Annotated in this window: 16 protein-coding genes and 1 tRNA gene; 1 reads left to right on the forward strand and 16 read right to left on the reverse strand. The window is 58.4% G+C overall.

The features are described from left to right. Positions 1 to 156: 156 nt before the first annotated feature. From H3028_RS01580 to aspS, 16 genes are all read right to left on the reverse strand, one after another. Positions 157 to 1,653 (reverse strand): acetyl-CoA hydrolase/transferase family protein, encoded by a 1,497-nt coding sequence (locus H3028_RS01580; RefSeq protein WP_181295305.1) that lies wholly within the window; start codon positions 1,651 to 1,653, stop codon positions 157 to 159. Between the two features lie 195 nt (positions 1,654 to 1,848). Continuing rightward, positions 1,849 to 1,924, reverse strand: a tRNA-Lys gene (locus tag H3028_RS01585). Between the two features lie 60 nt (positions 1,925 to 1,984). Continuing rightward, a complete protein-coding gene (queC, locus tag H3028_RS01590; RefSeq protein ID WP_181295306.1) occupies positions 1,985 to 2,659 on the reverse strand; it encodes a 7-cyano-7-deazaguanine synthase QueC in 675 nt (224 codons plus the stop codon). 58 nt (positions 2,660 to 2,717) lie between these two features. Next, a complete protein-coding gene (gene queE, locus H3028_RS01595; RefSeq protein ID WP_181295307.1) occupies positions 2,718 to 3,365 on the reverse strand; it encodes a 7-carboxy-7-deazaguanine synthase QueE in 648 nt (215 codons plus the stop codon). A 121-nt stretch (positions 3,366 to 3,486) separates the two neighbouring features. Continuing rightward, positions 3,487 to 4,314 carry a tol-pal system protein YbgF gene (gene ybgF / locus H3028_RS01600; RefSeq protein ID WP_181295308.1) on the reverse strand — a complete coding sequence of 276 codons (828 nt, stop codon included), beginning with the start codon at positions 4,312 to 4,314 and terminating at the stop codon, positions 3,487 to 3,489. Between the two features lie 6 nt (positions 4,315 to 4,320). Then, positions 4,321 to 4,827, reverse strand: a complete 507-nt coding sequence (gene pal / locus H3028_RS01605) for a peptidoglycan-associated lipoprotein Pal (protein WP_168425738.1) — start codon at positions 4,825 to 4,827, stop codon at positions 4,321 to 4,323. A gap of 50 nt (positions 4,828 to 4,877) precedes the next feature. Beyond that, positions 4,878 to 6,155 carry a Tol-Pal system beta propeller repeat protein TolB gene (gene tolB, locus H3028_RS01610; RefSeq protein WP_309109521.1) on the reverse strand — a complete coding sequence of 426 codons (1,278 nt, stop codon included), beginning with the start codon at positions 6,153 to 6,155 and terminating at the stop codon, positions 4,878 to 4,880. A gap of 20 nt (positions 6,156 to 6,175) precedes the next feature. Beyond that, complete coding sequence (gene tolA / locus H3028_RS01615; RefSeq protein WP_181295310.1) at positions 6,176 to 7,177, reverse strand: cell envelope integrity protein TolA; 1,002 nt, start codon at positions 7,175 to 7,177, stop codon at positions 6,176 to 6,178. Further along, the gene (gene tolR / locus H3028_RS01620) at positions 7,177 to 7,629 is read right to left on the reverse strand and encodes a protein TolR (RefSeq protein ID WP_168425741.1); all 453 of its coding nucleotides are present in this window, start codon (positions 7,627 to 7,629) and stop codon (positions 7,177 to 7,179) included. The genes tolA and tolR overlap by 1 nt, the downstream gene beginning before the upstream one ends. A 12-nt stretch (positions 7,630 to 7,641) precedes the next feature. After that, a complete protein-coding gene (gene tolQ, locus H3028_RS01625; RefSeq protein ID WP_181295311.1) occupies positions 7,642 to 8,334 on the reverse strand; it encodes a protein TolQ in 693 nt (230 codons plus the stop codon). 2 nt (positions 8,335 to 8,336) lie between these two features. Continuing rightward, a complete protein-coding gene (gene ybgC, locus H3028_RS01630; RefSeq protein WP_181295312.1) occupies positions 8,337 to 8,780 on the reverse strand; it encodes a tol-pal system-associated acyl-CoA thioesterase in 444 nt (147 codons plus the stop codon). Positions 8,781 to 8,831: 51 nt separating this feature from the next. Beyond that, complete coding sequence (gene ruvB / locus H3028_RS01635; RefSeq protein ID WP_181295313.1) at positions 8,832 to 9,884, reverse strand: Holliday junction branch migration DNA helicase RuvB; 1,053 nt, start codon at positions 9,882 to 9,884, stop codon at positions 8,832 to 8,834. Further along, positions 9,884 to 10,489 carry a Holliday junction branch migration protein RuvA gene (gene ruvA / locus H3028_RS01640; protein WP_181295314.1) on the reverse strand — a complete coding sequence of 202 codons (606 nt, stop codon included), beginning with the start codon at positions 10,487 to 10,489 and terminating at the stop codon, positions 9,884 to 9,886. Before ruvA ends, ruvB begins: the two co-directional genes overlap by 1 nt. A 95-nt stretch (positions 10,490 to 10,584) precedes the next feature. Next, the gene (ruvC, locus tag H3028_RS01645) at positions 10,585 to 11,109 is read right to left on the reverse strand and encodes a crossover junction endodeoxyribonuclease RuvC (RefSeq protein WP_168425746.1); all 525 of its coding nucleotides are present in this window, start codon (positions 11,107 to 11,109) and stop codon (positions 10,585 to 10,587) included. Between the two features lie 160 nt (positions 11,110 to 11,269). Continuing rightward, positions 11,270 to 12,016, reverse strand: coding sequence for a YebC/PmpR family DNA-binding transcriptional regulator (locus H3028_RS01650; RefSeq protein WP_181295315.1), 747 nt, complete (start codon positions 12,014 to 12,016; stop codon positions 11,270 to 11,272). 77 nt (positions 12,017 to 12,093) lie between these two features. Next, positions 12,094 to 13,869: an aspartate--tRNA ligase gene (aspS, locus tag H3028_RS01655; protein WP_181295316.1), complete on the reverse strand. Its 1,776-nt coding sequence runs from the start codon at positions 13,867 to 13,869 to the stop codon at positions 12,094 to 12,096. A gap of 370 nt (positions 13,870 to 14,239) precedes the next feature. On the opposite strand from aspS, the gene H3028_RS01660 reads away from it, so the two are divergent. After that, the gene (locus H3028_RS01660) at positions 14,240 to 14,710 is read left to right on the forward strand and encodes a Dps family protein (protein WP_181295317.1); all 471 of its coding nucleotides are present in this window, start codon (positions 14,240 to 14,242) and stop codon (positions 14,708 to 14,710) included. Positions 14,711 to 14,735 lie beyond the last annotated feature (25 nt).

The following is a 14,735-nucleotide window of genomic DNA, read 5'->3' on the forward strand; positions in this document are numbered from 1 at the left end:
CAACACGATATGTAGATTCCGCCTTCCTGCCCGCTCAAGGGGCAAGAATACTAGCCGAAGCCTCGGCAAAAGGGAAAGCGAGGGGCTACCTGGCTACGCATTTCTGCGCCGCCCAAATGAAAACCGCCGGCGTTGGCCGGCGGTTTTCATTTTCGATCACACGTGCTTGAGCATGTGACCGCGTTCTTCCAGATTGATGTGCCATTCCATGGCTTCGCGCAGCATGTGCGGGGTCTGGCCGCCTCTGTCGCAAGCGCCTTCGAAGTACTGGTTCAGCGCCTCACGGTAGGACGGATGCACACAGTTATCGATGATCACGCGTGCCCGCTCACGCGGCGCCAGCCCCCGCAGGTCGGCCAAGCCTTGCTCGGTGACGAGGATTTCCACGTCATGTTCAGTGTGATCGACATGCGCAACCATCGGTACGACGCTGGAAATGTTGCCGCCCTTGGCGATCGACTTAGTCACGAAGATGGCCATGTTGGCGTTACGTGCGAAATCGCCCGAACCACCGATACCGTTCATCATCTTGGTGCCGCCGACATGCGTCGAATTGACGTTGCCATAAATGTCGAATTCCAACGCGGTGTTGATACCGACAATACCGAGACGACGCACCAGTTCCGGATGATTGGAGATCTCCTGAGGACGCAGCACCAGCTTGTCCTTGTACTTCTCCAGATTGCCGAATACTCGATCATTGCAACGTTCGGACAGCGTAATGGAGCAGCCGGAGGCAAACTTCATCTTGCCGGCGTCGATCAGCTCGAAGGTGCAGTCCTGCAATACTTCGGAGTACATCACCAGATCTTCGAACGGCGAGTCGATCAGACCACACACTACGGCGTTGGCGATATTGCCGATACCGACCTGCATCGGACCGAGGTTGTTTGGCAGACGGCCGGCCGCCACTTCCTTCTTGAAGAACTCGACCAGGTGATTAGCGATCGACTGGGTATCCTCATCCGGCGGCGTAACAGTGGAATAAGAGTCCGGCTGCTCGGTGATGACAATCGCGGCGATTTTTGCCGGGTCAATGGGAATGGCAGTGGTGCCAATACGGTCGTCCACCTTGGTCAGCGGAATCGGACCACGATTAGGACGCTCGCCCGGGAAGTAAATGTCGTGCAGACCTTCCAGATTCAGGTTGTGAGCCAGATTCAGCTCGACGATGATCTTGTCGGCAAACACGGCCAGGTTGGCGGAGTTGCCTACGGAAGTGGTCGGGACGATGTGGCCCTGCTCAGTAATGCTCACGGCCTCGACGATGGTGACGTCCGGGCGCTTGATCTGGTTGTTGCGCATCTGCTCGACGGTGTGCGAGAGATGCTGATCGATGAACATGACCTCACCCTGGTTGATTGCCTTACGCAGGGTGGCATCGGCCTGGAACGGCCCACGGCGAGCCAGCAGACCAGCTGCGGCCATCTTTCCATCCAGATCATTGCCCAGGCTGGCGCCGGTAATCAGGCTGATCTTCAGCTTCTCATCCTTCGCACGATCGATCAGCGCCAGCGGCACTGCTTTCGCCTCACCCGCGCGGGTAAAGCCGCTCATGCCGACGGTCATGCCGTCTTTAATAAGAGTAGCGGCCTCTTGGGCGCTCATGACCTTGCTCTGCAGGGAGGACAAGCGGATGCGATCGGAATACATTTGAGCCTCAAACCAACGGACAATCGGGAGGTCGCAGTCTATTACGTTTGATCTCGCCCTGGTCACAGACCAAGGTCGTAGTGAAAAACGGCAGTTATAACCAAACGAAATAAACATTTCGTTTTCGGCAGACTGTAGACATAAAAAAGCCGGATGACCCGTCGGCCTCCGGCTTTCTGCTCCCAAGGGAGAATATGGTGGGTCGTGTAGGATTCGAACCTACGACCAATTGGTTAAAAGCCAACTGCTCTACCAACTGAGCTAACGACCCAATGCGGGGCGCATGATACTGATTTGATTAGGTAAATCAACGCTTTTCGAGAAAAAATCTTCAGCGATAGCGAGTCGGATCCGAGACACCGGCCTCTTCGAAGCCCACCGCCCGCAAGCGGCAGCTGTCACACTTGCCACAGGCACGCCCATCGTCATCGACCTGATAACAAGACACCGTCATGGCGTAATCGACCCCCAGCCTAATACCCGCCTGGATGATCTCCGCCTTGCTCAGATTCTGCAAAGGTGCCCGGATAGCAAAGCCTCGCCCCTCGACACCAGCTTTGGTCGCAAGATTGGCCATGCGCTCAAACGCCTCCACGAACTCCGGCCGGCAATCGGGGTAACCGGAATAGTCGATCGCATTCACGCCGATGAAAATGTCACGCGCCCCAAGCACCTCCGCCCAACCCAAGGCCAGAGAAAGAAACAGGGTGTTGCGCGCAGGCACGTAGGTCACCGGAATTCCTTCGCCCAACTCTTCAGGCACCGGAATACTGGTATCGGTCAGCGCCGAGCCGCCGATACCATTCAGATTCATACCGATAACCTTATGCTCGACCACGTTCAACTGTTGGGCGACCCGCTCTGCCGCCTGCAGTTCCGCACGATGGCGCTGACCATAGTCGAAGCTCATGGTGTAACAGGCATACCCTTGCGCCTTAGCGATCGCGACCACAGTTGCAGAGTCGAGTCCGCCAGAGAGAAGAATCACGGCTTTTTTATCAGTCATTGCGGTTACCTGCTGCAAGCACCGGAGCCCTACAGACGTGAAGGATGCTCCGGAGGTATCAGTGGCCGGGTGCGTCGTTCCAGAGAATCTTGTGCAACTGAAGCTGCAATCGCACCGGGAGATTATCGCTGACTATCCAGTCGGCCAGAGCGCGAGCGCTGATCTGCCCATGACTGGGCGAAAACAGCACCTCGCCGGCACGCGCATCCAGCCGGTACTCGATGAGCTTTGATACGGCCCAGTCGTAATCTTCCCGTGAGCAAATCACGAACTTCACCTGGTCATTGGCGGTAAGCTCGCCGATGTTCTCGTATCGATTGCGACTCATCTCGGCCGAACCCGGTGTCTTCAGGTCGACGACCCGGCTCACCCGCCTGTCTGTATCGGAAATATCCAGCGCACCGCTGGTTTCCAGAGACACTTCGTACCCCGCATCACAAAGCAGGCGCAACAAGGGCAGGCAATTCGGCTGAGCCAGTGGCTCACCGCCGGTGACACAAACGTAGCGAGGATTGTAGGAGCCGACCCGATCGAGAATCGTCTCGAGCGGCATGAGCTCGCCGCCGCTGAACGCGTAGGCAGTATCGCAATATTGACAGCGCAGGGGACAGCCGGTCAGGCGAACGAACACAGTGGGTAATCCACTGGTACGCGTTTCCCCCTGCAACGAGTAAAAAATCTCGGAAATTCGCAGGGTATCTTGCATATCAGCCACGGGCGTGACGGCTAAACAGGCCATCCGCCTCCGTTGCGGGAAAGGGATGGCGATTCTAACGAAAAACCCGCCGAGTAGGCGGGTTTTGTTTAGCTAACCAAACGATGGCGACTTATCGATTCAGTTGACGCTGAGCCAATTGCGCGGCCGAGCTGTTCGGGTAATCGGCAATCACCTGGCGAAGAATCCCGTTGGCCTTGTCACGGTTGCCCAGGCGGACCTCAACATCAGCCAGTTTGTACAGTGAATCCGGGACTTTGTTGTGCTGCGGATACGCCTGGCTGACCTTGGCGAATGCCTGGCCTGCGCCTTGCAGATCCCCTTTTGCGAGGTTCACTTCGCCCAACCAATACTGCGCGTTGCCTGCGTACGGGCTGTTGGGATACTTACGCAAGAAAGCGGAGAAGGCCTGACTGGCCTTTTCGAAATCTTTCGCCTTGATCAGATCAAACGCGGCGTCGTAATACAGCTTTTCCTTTTCAGGGTCGGCTGACTGACCAATCGCCACTCCTTGATCTGAAGCGCCTTCACGCGCCTGTATAGAACCGCCGGCACCGTCCGTGCCAGCGGTTGAAGAATTCTGACTAGCCGATCCGCCTGATGAGGCGCCCGACAAGCGAAGATCCAAATCCTGATAACGCTCCAGCCCTTCCTGCTTCAGGCGCTGAATTTCGTTCTGTTGCACTTCTAGCATTCCGCGCAGTTGCGCGATCTCTTCCTGCATCTGCTGCAGTTGAACGAAGAGCATGCCCTGCGCCGAAGACGGAGCTGACGCTCCGCCTCCGACATAGGCACCGCCCGTATCCGCCCCAGAGGAGTAACCGGCCTCAGGCGCACCACCTTGGGTTTGCGAGTCGTATTCCACCACCGGGACCTGGGCCACCGCGAAAAACGGTAAACCAAGCGCAATAAGCGTCAGAGCGTAACGGTGCTTGAGCATGGCTTATTACTTACGCAGCTCAACGCGACGGTTCTGAGCCCAGGACTGCTCGTCGTTACCCATGGCAACCGGACGCTCTTCGCCGTAGGAGACCAGTTCCAGCTGAGCAGGAGACACGCCCTGCAGAACCAGGTAGCGCTGGACCGCCTTGGAACGACGCTCACCCAGAGCCATGTTGTACTCGCGAGTACCACGCTCGTCAGTGTGGCCTTCCAGCACGACACGGTTGCCAGCGGACTGCAGGTCCTTGGCGTGAACATCCAGAGCGCGCATGGCTTCTGGCTTCAGATCCGAGCTGTCGTATTCGAAGTAGAAAGTGGTGATGGCGCGCAGGGCAGCTTCTTCGCCGCTCATGCTGCCGTCGACAGCACCGCTGTCAGCGCCATAGCCAGCGTTAGGATCAACGGCGGTGGAACCTTCGCCAGAGTCGTCGCCGCCCTTGGAGGAACAACCAACAGCTACAGCCATAGCCAGAGCCAGCGCAGCGAACTTACCGAATTTCAGCATTTCCATGTGTAACAACCCCAGTTGTGTTTTTGGTTAGGTAAAGCGTTGATACCGCATCAGTTCAGGTAAGGGGACCACGATGGCTCACGGACTTCGCCTTGAGCAGTAGGAAGCGGGAGCCTAACTCGACCATTGATTGATACGAGCATCAAGACTCCCCGGCCCTGCTGGCGGGTCGCGTAGATTAGCATGGTGCCATTAGGCGCAACAGTGGGCGACTCATCTAAACTCGTCTCGGAGAGTATCCGTAAATTGCCGCGCTGCAGGTCCTGTGCCGCCACCTTGAAATTGGTATAGCCCTCCTGACGATGAATCATCACCAGCGTCTTCTCGTCGGCAGAAAGCTTCGGGTTGGCGTTGTAGTTGCCAACGAAGGTCACCCGTTCGGCGTTGTTACCACCGAGACGCTGCTTGTAGATCTGAGGCTTGCCGGCGCGATCCGAGGTGAAGTATATGGTCTGACCATCGGAACCCCAGAAAGGCTCCGTGTCGATCGCATAATGATTGGTGAGCCGCTGCAATTGGCGAGACCCGAGATCCATGACGTAGATCTCCGGATTGCCATCCTTCGACAGCACGAACGCCAGGCGATTGCCATCCGGTGAAAATGCCGGTGCACCGTTGAGCCCTTCGAAATTGGTGATCTGCTCGCGGCGACCGGTATCGATATGCTGCATGAAGATGCGGGGGCGTTTTTGCTCGAACGATACGTAGGCGATACGGCGCCCGTCAGGCGAATAGCGGGGCGACAGAATCGGCTCACGTGACTGCAGCAGGGTCACGGCACGAGCACCATCGTAATCGGAACGCTGCAATGTATATCGCGTATTTGCCCCGCCGAGGCGTTCGACGGTGACGTAGAGCAGACGCGTGGAGAAGGCACCCCTGATACCCGTGAGCTTCTCGAAGGCCTGATCGGCTGCGTAGTGCGCCATGTCGCGCAGTTGATCCTGGCCGCCGCCCACAGTGCCCGTCATGACCTGTTGTTCCGTGGTGACGTTAAACACCTCATAGCGGATCTGCAGCTTCCCGGCGGAGGGCGCGATATTGCCAACCATGACGTACTGGGCGCCGAGCGCCTTCCAGTCACGAAAGATGATTTCGCTGCCGCGAGTCGGCAGACTGATCATGTTCTGCTTCGGGATAGGCTCGAAGATACCCGTATTGCGCATGTCGTTACCGATGATCTCGGCCATGTCTTCTGGCAGCACGGTTCCCCCCTGCCAACCGAACGGCACCACAGCGATCGGAATCGCACGATCGGCACCACTCGTAACGACGATGTTCTTCTCTTGCGCCACGGCATTACCCAGCACGAACAGGAGAAGGACGATAAAACCTCGAAAGTAATTGATCACAACGCTAAATCCTCAGGCGTAAATGTCATCGTGAACGAGCGATACGGCTGAAACTCCTGAGCAGAGAGCCCCTGCATCTCGGTCAGCCGACCAATATTCTTAACCGCTGCAACCGCGGAATTATCGAACGGCGCATCACCACTGGAGCGCGATACCGTCACAGCGGTGATGGTGCCGTCCGGCAGCATGTTGACCCGCAACGATACGGACATGTTATTTCGCGCCGATGGCGGCCGGGTCCAGCCCTCTGCTGCGCGCATCCGGATCAGATCATCGAAGTTGCCGGCGACCTGATCACCTTGAGTATCAGCCATGGCTTGCTGGCGCTCCGTGTCCTCGGACAACAACTCGGCAAGCGCTTGAGCCTTTTTGTCCTCCGCAGCCTTGCGAGCGGCTTCGGCGGCCTTTTTCTTCGCTTCTTCCGCAGCCTTCTTCTTTGCGGCTTCGGCTGCCGCCTTTTTCTTCGTTTCTTCGGCGGCTTTCTTTTGTGCCGCCTCAGCTGCAGCTTTTTTCTTCGTTTCTTCGGCAGCCTTCTTTTTCGCCGCTTCGTCTGCCGCTTTCTTCTTGGCGATATCCGCCTGCTTCTTCTGCTCGGCTTTTTTCGCCTCTTCGGCTTTCTTGGCTTCGGCTGCCTTTTGGGCAGCATCGGCCTTCGCTACCTCGGCCTTTCGAGCTTCCTCAGCCTTTTTTTGTTCCGCAGCTTTAGCAGCGGCCTGCTTTTGCTGCTCGACCTTGCGCTGCTCCATCTGTTCGGCTTCGTACTGTTTGGCGGCCGTTTTCTGCGCCTCGCCAGCAATCTTCTGATTGGTCTGGGTCTTCGCCTGACTCTGCGATTTAAGCTGATAAAGAGTCGCCTGAACGATTGGCTTGGACGGCGGCAGCTCCGGCGTCATGGCGAAGCTGACAAAGAGCATTCCGAAGATGATGACGTGCAGCCCCACCGCCAATATGGTGGGCCAGTAGTAACTCTCCGAGCGCGAACGTTCCGGCTGCTGCATCAAGGCGCCTCAGTAATCAGGCCGACATTACCCACGCCCGCTTCCTGCAGCCCGCCCATCGCGGACATCACCGAACCGTAGTCCACCGCCTTATCGCCGCGCACGAACACCTGGACCTGCTTACCCTGACTGCGGTTCTGATTCATGATTGCGGTGACCGCCTTGGTCATTTCCTCCAGCGTCAGCGCCTGATCCTGCACGGTCTCGGTATCGACTTCACTACCGATGTTCCAGAAATAGGTCTTGTCCGCCTTGATCGAGATGGTCAGCACGCGGGCATCATTATCCTGAGGCAGGACTTCGCTGCTGACCTTGGGCAGATCGACCTTCACGCCCTGGTTGAGCATCGGCGCGGTCACCATGAAAATCACCAGTAGCACCAGCATCACGTCGATGTAAGGCACCACGTTCATTTCGGCGACAGGTTTGCGTCTGTTGCGAATTCTTGCCATGGCCTGCGGGCCTCAATCTTCTGTGGTGTGAACTTTGCGATGGAGGATCGCCTGGAACTCGTCGGCAAAGGTGTAGTAGCGGCCGATGAGCATCTCGCCACGGGCCGAGAACCGGTTATAGGCAATGACCGCTGGGATCGCCGCGAACAATCCGATGGCGGTGGCGATCAAGGCCTCAGCGATACCCGGTGCCACGGTCGCCAGGGTCGCTTGCTGAACCTGGGCCAGGCCACGGAAGGAATTCATGATGCCCCAGACGGTCCCGAACAGACCGATATAGGGGCTGGTCGAACCGACAGTAGCAAGGAACGGCAGGCTCTGGTCGAGCTTCTCTTCCTCGCGGGAGATCGCAACGCGCATGGCACGGTTGACGCCATCCATCACTGCGTCCGGATCCACACCTTGCTGCTGGCGGAGGCGGGAGAACTCCTTGAAGCCGGCACGAAAGATCTGCTCGACGCCGGAGTCTGGGTCTGGGTTGCTGCCGGCCTGGCGATACAGTTTGGAAAGGTCGATGCCCGACCAGAAGCGCTCTTCAAAGCTGTCCAGCGCACGTTTGGCGGCCCGCAGCATGTTGCCGCGCTGGAATATGATGATCCAAGAGGTCACCGAGGCGCCTACCAAGATCAACATGACCAGCTGAACCACAAAGCTGGCATTGCTGATCAGGCTCCACATGGACATATGATCGACGTTGGCTTCCACGCTTACTCTCCTACTGGGGATAGACCCGACCCGGCGAAAGCAGCACGCAGCGCTTCGGGAATGGGGCGGGGTTTCAAACTCTCGGTGCGCACACAAGCCACCACGAACTGCCCTTCGCAGAGCAGTAAATCATCCTTCGCGCGTCGCACCTGCTGCTTGAAACGCAGGCTTGCACGCTTGACCTCCGCCACTTCGGCAGAGACCAGCAATTCATCATCCAGCCTTGCCGGCGCGAAGTAACGCGCTTCGCTGGAATGCACGACAAATAGCAGGTCTTCACCTACCAGTTGCGACTGGGCGAAACCCAGGCTGCGCAACCGCTCGGTACGGGCCCGCTCCATGAACTTGAGGTAATTGACGTAATAAACGATGCCGCCCGCATCGGTGTCTTCGTAATAGACACGACACCGAAGTGAGAACGGTTGAGCATGTGATTCCGCGCGCATACTAGTGCCAGGCCCTGCAAATGCCAATCGGGTGGAAGAACAATATTTTTGTCACGCTGTGTCATCTTCGAAGAGGTCGCCTACTGGCGAATCGCCCATGCGTTTCGGCAGGTTCAGACCGAAATGCAGATAGGCGTGGCGAGTCACCACCCGCCCTCTCGGCGTGCGCATGATGTAGCCCTGTTGAATCAGGTACGGTTCGAGAACATCCTCGATAGTGTGACGCTCTTCGCTGATGGCGGCAGCGAGGCTATCGATACCCACGGGGCCACCATCGAACTTCTCGATCAGGGTCAGCAACAGCCGGCGGTCCTGGTGATCCAGGCCACGCTCGTCGACGTCGAGCATATTCAAGGCGAGATCTGCGGTCACTCGAGATATTTCGCCGTTGCCACGAACTTCGGCGAAATCCCGGACGCGCCTTAGCAGTCGGTTGCCGATACGTGGCGTACCGCGGGCGCGGCGGGCGATTTCCAATGCGCCCTCGGGCTCGATGGGCAAACCGAGAATACCGGCAGACCGCGTCACGATCGTTGCCAGGTCGGCGGTGGAGTAGAACTCGAGGCGCTGCACAATACCGAAGCGGTCGCGCAGCGGGTTGGTCAGCATACCGGCCCGCGTGGTAGCTCCCACCAGCGTGAACGGCGGCAAGTCGAGCTTGATCGAACGCGCGGCTGGCCCCTCGCCGATCATGATGTCTAGCTGGAAGTCTTCCATCGCCGGGTACAGCACCTCTTCGACGATGGGCGACAGGCGATGGATTTCGTCGACGAAGAGGACATCGCCCTCCTCCAGGTTGGTCAGCAACGCAGCGAGGTCACCCGGCCGCTCAAGCACCGGCCCAGACGTGCTTTTTATCGATACGCCCATTTCCTGGGCGATGATATTGGCCAACGTGGTCTTGCCCAGACCCGGCGGACCAAAGATGAGCGTGTGATCGAGCGATTCCTTGCGCGCCCGTGCGGCACGAATGAACAGATCCATCTGCTCGCGCACGACAGGTTGCCCGATGTAATCGGCCAGGCTGAGTGGGCGGATGGCACGGTCGAACTGCTCTTCGCGGTCACGACCGGTGGCGGTAATCAGACGATCAGCTTCGATCACTAGACCATTCCCTTGAGTGCACGGCGGATCAGGTCTTCACTGCTCAAATCGTCTTCCTGTACGGCGGATACGGCACGGCTGGCTTCTTGTGGCTTGAAGCCCAGCGAGATCAACGCACTGACGGCATCGCTCTCGGCGCTTGAGACTGCCACAGCTCCGCGGGGTTCCACTACCAAAGTTGCGATGGACGGCATGGTCTCCCAAGCCTTGAAGCGATCCTTGAGCTCCACCAGCAGACGCTCGGCGGTCTTCTTGCCCACGCCGGGAATCTTCACTAGCACAGAGGTATCCTGGGCCTGGACACAACGCACCAACTCGTCCACTTCAAGCCCCGACATCAATGCCAGCGCCAGCTTGGGACCCACGCCGTTGAGCCGGATCAGCTCGCGAAACAGCTCACGATCACGCTTCTCAAAGAAGCCATACAGCAAATGCGCGTCCTCACGCACCACTAGATGGGTATGCAGCGTCACCGGCTCGCCTACCGCAGGCAGGCGGTACAGCGTCGTCATCGGTACCTCGACCTCGTAACCGACGCCATTCACGTCCAATATCAGATGAGGCGGCTGCTTTTCAGCCAGGGTGCCGCGCAAACGTCCAATCACAAACTCTTCCTCCTTTGGCCGACATGCCGTGCCGCAGCCGAAATACTCAATCAGCACTATGACTCGGGCGAACGTTTCGGCCGAGCCCATACCCCTTACAGGCGCAGGCGCCCCCCGCGCCGTTTGGCACCGGCCAGCCCATGCGGAATCAGGCTCTGCCGATGATGGGCGTGACACAAGGCGATTGCCAGAGCGTCGGACGCATCGATCTGAGGCTTCTGCACCAGCTTCAGCAGATGCATCACCATCATCTGTACCTGCTGCTTATCAGCTCCGCCAGTTCCGGCGATGGCCTGCTTGACCTGGGTGGCGGTGTACTCGGCTATTTCCAACCCCTGCTCCGCGGCGGCCACAATGGCAGCTCCGCGGGCCTGCCCGAGCTTGAGCGCGGAATCTGCGTTGCGCGCCATGAAGACCTGTTCGATGCCCATGGTCACTGGACCATGCAGGCGAATCACTTCGCTAACGCCGGTAAATACCGCCTGCAGGCGAGCGGATAGCTCGCCGCTGCCGGTGCGAATGCAGCCGGACGCGACATACTCACAGTTGCGGCCGGTATCACGGATTACGCCGTAGCCGGTAATTCGTGAGCCGGGGTCGATCCCCAGAATAAGCGTCATGCCATCGCCATACTGTCTATTTATCCAGCCAGCAGTATAAGGAGCTCCCTGCGCGGCGACCAGCGACATAACGAGACGCCATGGCCACGCCGGCAAAAAAAGACCAACAAAAAGCCGGAAGCGCCGAGGGTCGCTTCCGGCTGTGATGTTGCGCAACGGATTAGTCCAGCTGCTCCATGATCTCATCTGAAATTTCAGCGTTGTGATAGACGTTCTGCACGTCGTCCAAGTCTTCCAGCGCATCGATCAGACGCAGCACTTTCTGGGCGGTTTCCAGATCGGCGAGCGGCGCAGCAATCGACGGGATCATGGCGATATCCGCCTCCTCGCCTTTGAACCCAGCGGCGCTCAGCGCCTCGTTGACGGCATGAAAATCAGCGAAGCTGGTCGACACCAAAGCCGAGCCATCCTCACCCATTTCCACATCATCGGCACCGGCTTCCAGCGCTGCTTCCATCAGCGCATCCTCATCCACGCCCGCGGCGAAGCTGATCTGGCCCTTGCGATCGAACATGTAGGCGACCGAGCCATCGGTCCCCAAGTTGCCGCCGTGCTTGCTGAACGCATGACGCACTTCCGCAGCGGTGCGGTTGCGGTTGTCGGTCATGGCTTCGACGATGATGGCGACACCGCTGGGTGCGTAGCCCTCATAGGTCAACTCCGCCATGTTGTCGGCTTCGTTGGTGCCTGCACCACGTGCGATAGCGCGGTCGATGGTGTCGCGGGTCATGTTGGCAACCAGCGCTTTGTCCACCGCCAGACGTAGCCGAGGATTGTCCGCAGGAGTCGGCCCGCTCTTCGCGGCAACAGTCAGTTCACGGATGATCTTGGTGAAGATCTTGCCGCGCTTGGCGTCCTGGCGCCCCTTGCGATGCTTGATGTTGGCCCATTTGGAATGACCAGCCATAACTGCCTCCCTTTCTGATCAACTTTTCATCTTGCTTAAACCAAGAGCCCAGGTTTCCCTGGGCTCTTGCGTCGCCGTCACTCGGCTTTCGGCTGCTCGCGCAGGCGAATGTGCAAGTCCCTCAATGCTTTGGCATCTACCGCACCCGGCGCCTGGGTCATCACATCCGCCGCGCTCTGGGTTTTCGGGAAGGCGATCACCTCACGAATTGATTGCGCGCCGGTCATCAGCATGACCAGACGATCGAGACCAAACGCCAGACCGCCATGCGGCGGTGCACCGTATTTGAGCGCATCGAGCAGGAAGCCGAACTTCTCGTTCTGCTCCGCCTCGCTGATACCGAGAATGCGGAATACGGTCTGCTGCATTTCCTTGCGATGGATACGGATCGAGCCGCCACCCAGTTCGGTACCGTTGAGCACCATGTCATAAGCGCGCGACAGCGCACCGGCGGGATTCGCCTCGAGCTCTTGCGGGGTACATTTGGGCGCAGTGAACGGGTGGTGTAGGGCTGAAAGCGAGCCATCGTCGTTTTCCTCAAACATCGGGAAATCGACGACCCACATTGGCGCCCATTCGCAGGTCAGCAGGTTCAGGTCGTGACCTAGCTTGATACGCAACGCACCCAGGGCCTCAGAAACGATCTTGGCCTTGTCGGCCCCAAAGAAGACGATGTCGCCGTCAACCGCACCGACGCGGTCGAGGATGACGTTGAGCTTGTCTTCCGGGATGTTCTTGACGATCGGCGACTGCAGGCCTTCCACGCCCTTGGCGCGCTCGTTGACCTTGATGTACGCAAGGCCCTTGGCACCGTAGATGCCGACGAACTTGGTGTAGTCGTCGATCTGCTTGCGCGGCATGCTGGCACCGCCCGGCACACGTAGCGCGGCGACTCGGCACTTGGGGTCGTTTGCCGGACCGCTGAAGACCTTGAACTCGACCTGCTGCAGCTGATCCGCAACGTCGACCAACTCCAGCGGAATACGCAGGTCCGGCTTGTCGGAACCATAGCGCCGCACGGCCTCTTCGAAAGGCATGTGCGGGAACTCGCCAAACTCGACGCCCAGCACTTCCTTGAACAGCTTGCGCACCATGCCTTCGGTAATACCGATAATGTCGGACTCGTCGAGAAAGCTGGTCTCGATGTCGATCTGGGTGAATTCCGGCTGACGGTCGGCCCGCAAGTCTTCGTCACGGAAGCACTTGGCAATCTGGTAATAGCGATCAAATCCGGCCACCATCAGCAATTGCTTGAACAGCTGGGGCGATTGAGGAAGAGCAAAGAAGTTGCCGGCGTGGGTACGGCTGGGAACCAGATAATCACGCGCACCCTCAGGCGTCGGACGTCCTAGTATTGGCGTTTCTACGTCTAGGAAGCCGTTCTCGTCGAGGTAACGGCGGATGCTGGTGGTGATGCTTGAGCGCAGCTTGAGCTTCTCGGCCATTTCCGGTCGACGCAGGTCGATGAAGCGATAGCGCAGCCGGGTTTCCTCACCCACATCGCTGTATTCGTTGAGCGGGAACGGTGGGGTTTCCGCCTCGTTCAGCACTTCCAGTTCATAACCCAGCACTTCAATGGCGCCGGAAGCCATGTTCGGGTTGCGCGCGCCCTCAGGACGCAGACGCACTTTGCCGTTGATTTTCACGACGTACTCGCTGCGCACCTTGTCGGCGGCGGCAAAGGTCTCGGCGCGGTCTGGATCGAACACCACCTGAGCCATGCCTTCGCGATCGCGCACGTCAAGGAAAATGACCCCGCCGTGATCGCGGCGGCGATGAACCCAACCGCAAAGAGTGATTTCCTGGCCGTCCAGGCTTTCGTTCAACTGGCCGCAATAGTGGCTGCGCATCATGGTGAGGTTCGCTTCTCGTATCTTGGAAATTCGTTGGGGTCGCTCGACCCGCGACTGGACAGACGGCTGCTTCGCGGCGCCCCGCCTGAGATATCACCTGTCGGCACTGAAGGAGCGCTCAGCATCAAAGCGCGGCGCTACCCGTACGGCAAACGAGCCGCCCGACACAAGCGCGGGATTATATCTGCATAATTGCTTCAACGCAGCCGGCACCGATAGCCTTGTACCATCGAGGTGATAGACAACCCGGTTGAACCGAAGACCGCTCTGAAGCTTCAAACCGATGATCGTTACGTGACATCGCGCTCACTCACCAAATGCACTCACTTCTGGCATAACTGTCAGTGAATTCATCAAACGGGAGACAACCATGGAAATCGACATTGGCATTGCCGAACAGGATCGCGCCGCTATTGCGGACGGTTTGTCCCGCCTGCTGGCCGACACTTACACGCTTTACTTGAAGACCCACAACTTCCATTGGAATGTGACCGGGCCGATGTTCAACACCCTGCATACCATGTTCGAAACCCAATACACAGAACTTGCGGTGGCCGTGGACGACATTGCCGAGCGTATCCGTGCGTTGGGCTTCCCCGCTCCAGGCACTTACGCCGCCTATGCAAAGCTGTCGTCGATCAAGGAGCAGGAAGGCATTCCTTCCGCCGATGAGATGATCAAGCTACTGGTTGAAGGACAGGAAGCGGTTGTTCGCACCGCGCGCGGTATCTTCCCGCTGCTGGAAAAAGTCAGTGATGAGCCAACCGCTGATCTTCTGACCCAGCGTATGCAGATCCACGAAAAAACCGCATGGATGCTGCGCAGCTTGCTGGCCGCCTGATACGAGGCATCGTGTCGGCTCACAA

The sequence above is a fragment of the Pseudomonas sp. Q2-TVG4-2 genome, assembly GCF_013620795.1.
GTDB lineage: Bacteria > Pseudomonadota > Gammaproteobacteria > Pseudomonadales > Pseudomonadaceae > Stutzerimonas.

Bases quoted from the DNA above. Each gene is read 5' to 3' on its own strand.
- H3028_RS01580 (WP_181295305.1), bottom strand. From the start codon at position 1,653: ATGTATTCCGATCGCATCCGCTTGTCCTCCCTGCAGAGCAAGGTCATG.
- queC (WP_181295306.1), bottom strand. From the start codon at position 2,659: ATGACTGATAAAAAAGCCGTGATTCTTCTCTCTGGCGGACTCGACTCT.
- queE (WP_181295307.1), bottom strand. From the start codon at position 3,365: ATGCAAGATACCCTGCGAATTTCCGAGATTTTTTACTCGTTGCAGGGG.
- ybgF (WP_181295308.1), bottom strand. From the start codon at position 4,314: ATGCTCAAGCACCGTTACGCTCTGACGCTTATTGCGCTTGGTTTACCG.
- pal (WP_168425738.1), bottom strand. From the start codon at position 4,827: ATGGAAATGCTGAAATTCGGTAAGTTCGCTGCGCTGGCTCTGGCTATG.
- tolA (WP_181295310.1), bottom strand. From the start codon at position 7,177: ATGCAGCAGCCGGAACGTTCGCGCTCGGAGAGTTACTACTGGCCCACC.
- tolR (WP_168425741.1), bottom strand. From the start codon at position 7,629: ATGGCAAGAATTCGCAACAGACGCAAACCTGTCGCCGAAATGAACGTG.
- ybgC (WP_181295312.1), bottom strand. From the start codon at position 8,780: ATGCGCGCGGAATCACATGCTCAACCGTTCTCACTTCGGTGTCGTGTC.
- ruvC (WP_168425746.1), bottom strand. From the start codon at position 11,109: ATGACGCTTATTCTGGGGATCGACCCCGGCTCACGAATTACCGGCTAC.
- H3028_RS01650 (WP_181295315.1), bottom strand. From the start codon at position 12,016: ATGGCTGGTCATTCCAAATGGGCCAACATCAAGCATCGCAAGGGGCGC.
- aspS (WP_181295316.1), bottom strand. From the start codon at position 13,869: ATGATGCGCAGCCACTATTGCGGCCAGTTGAACGAAAGCCTGGACGGC.
- H3028_RS01660 (WP_181295317.1), top strand. From the start codon at position 14,240: ATGGAAATCGACATTGGCATTGCCGAACAGGATCGCGCCGCTATTGCG.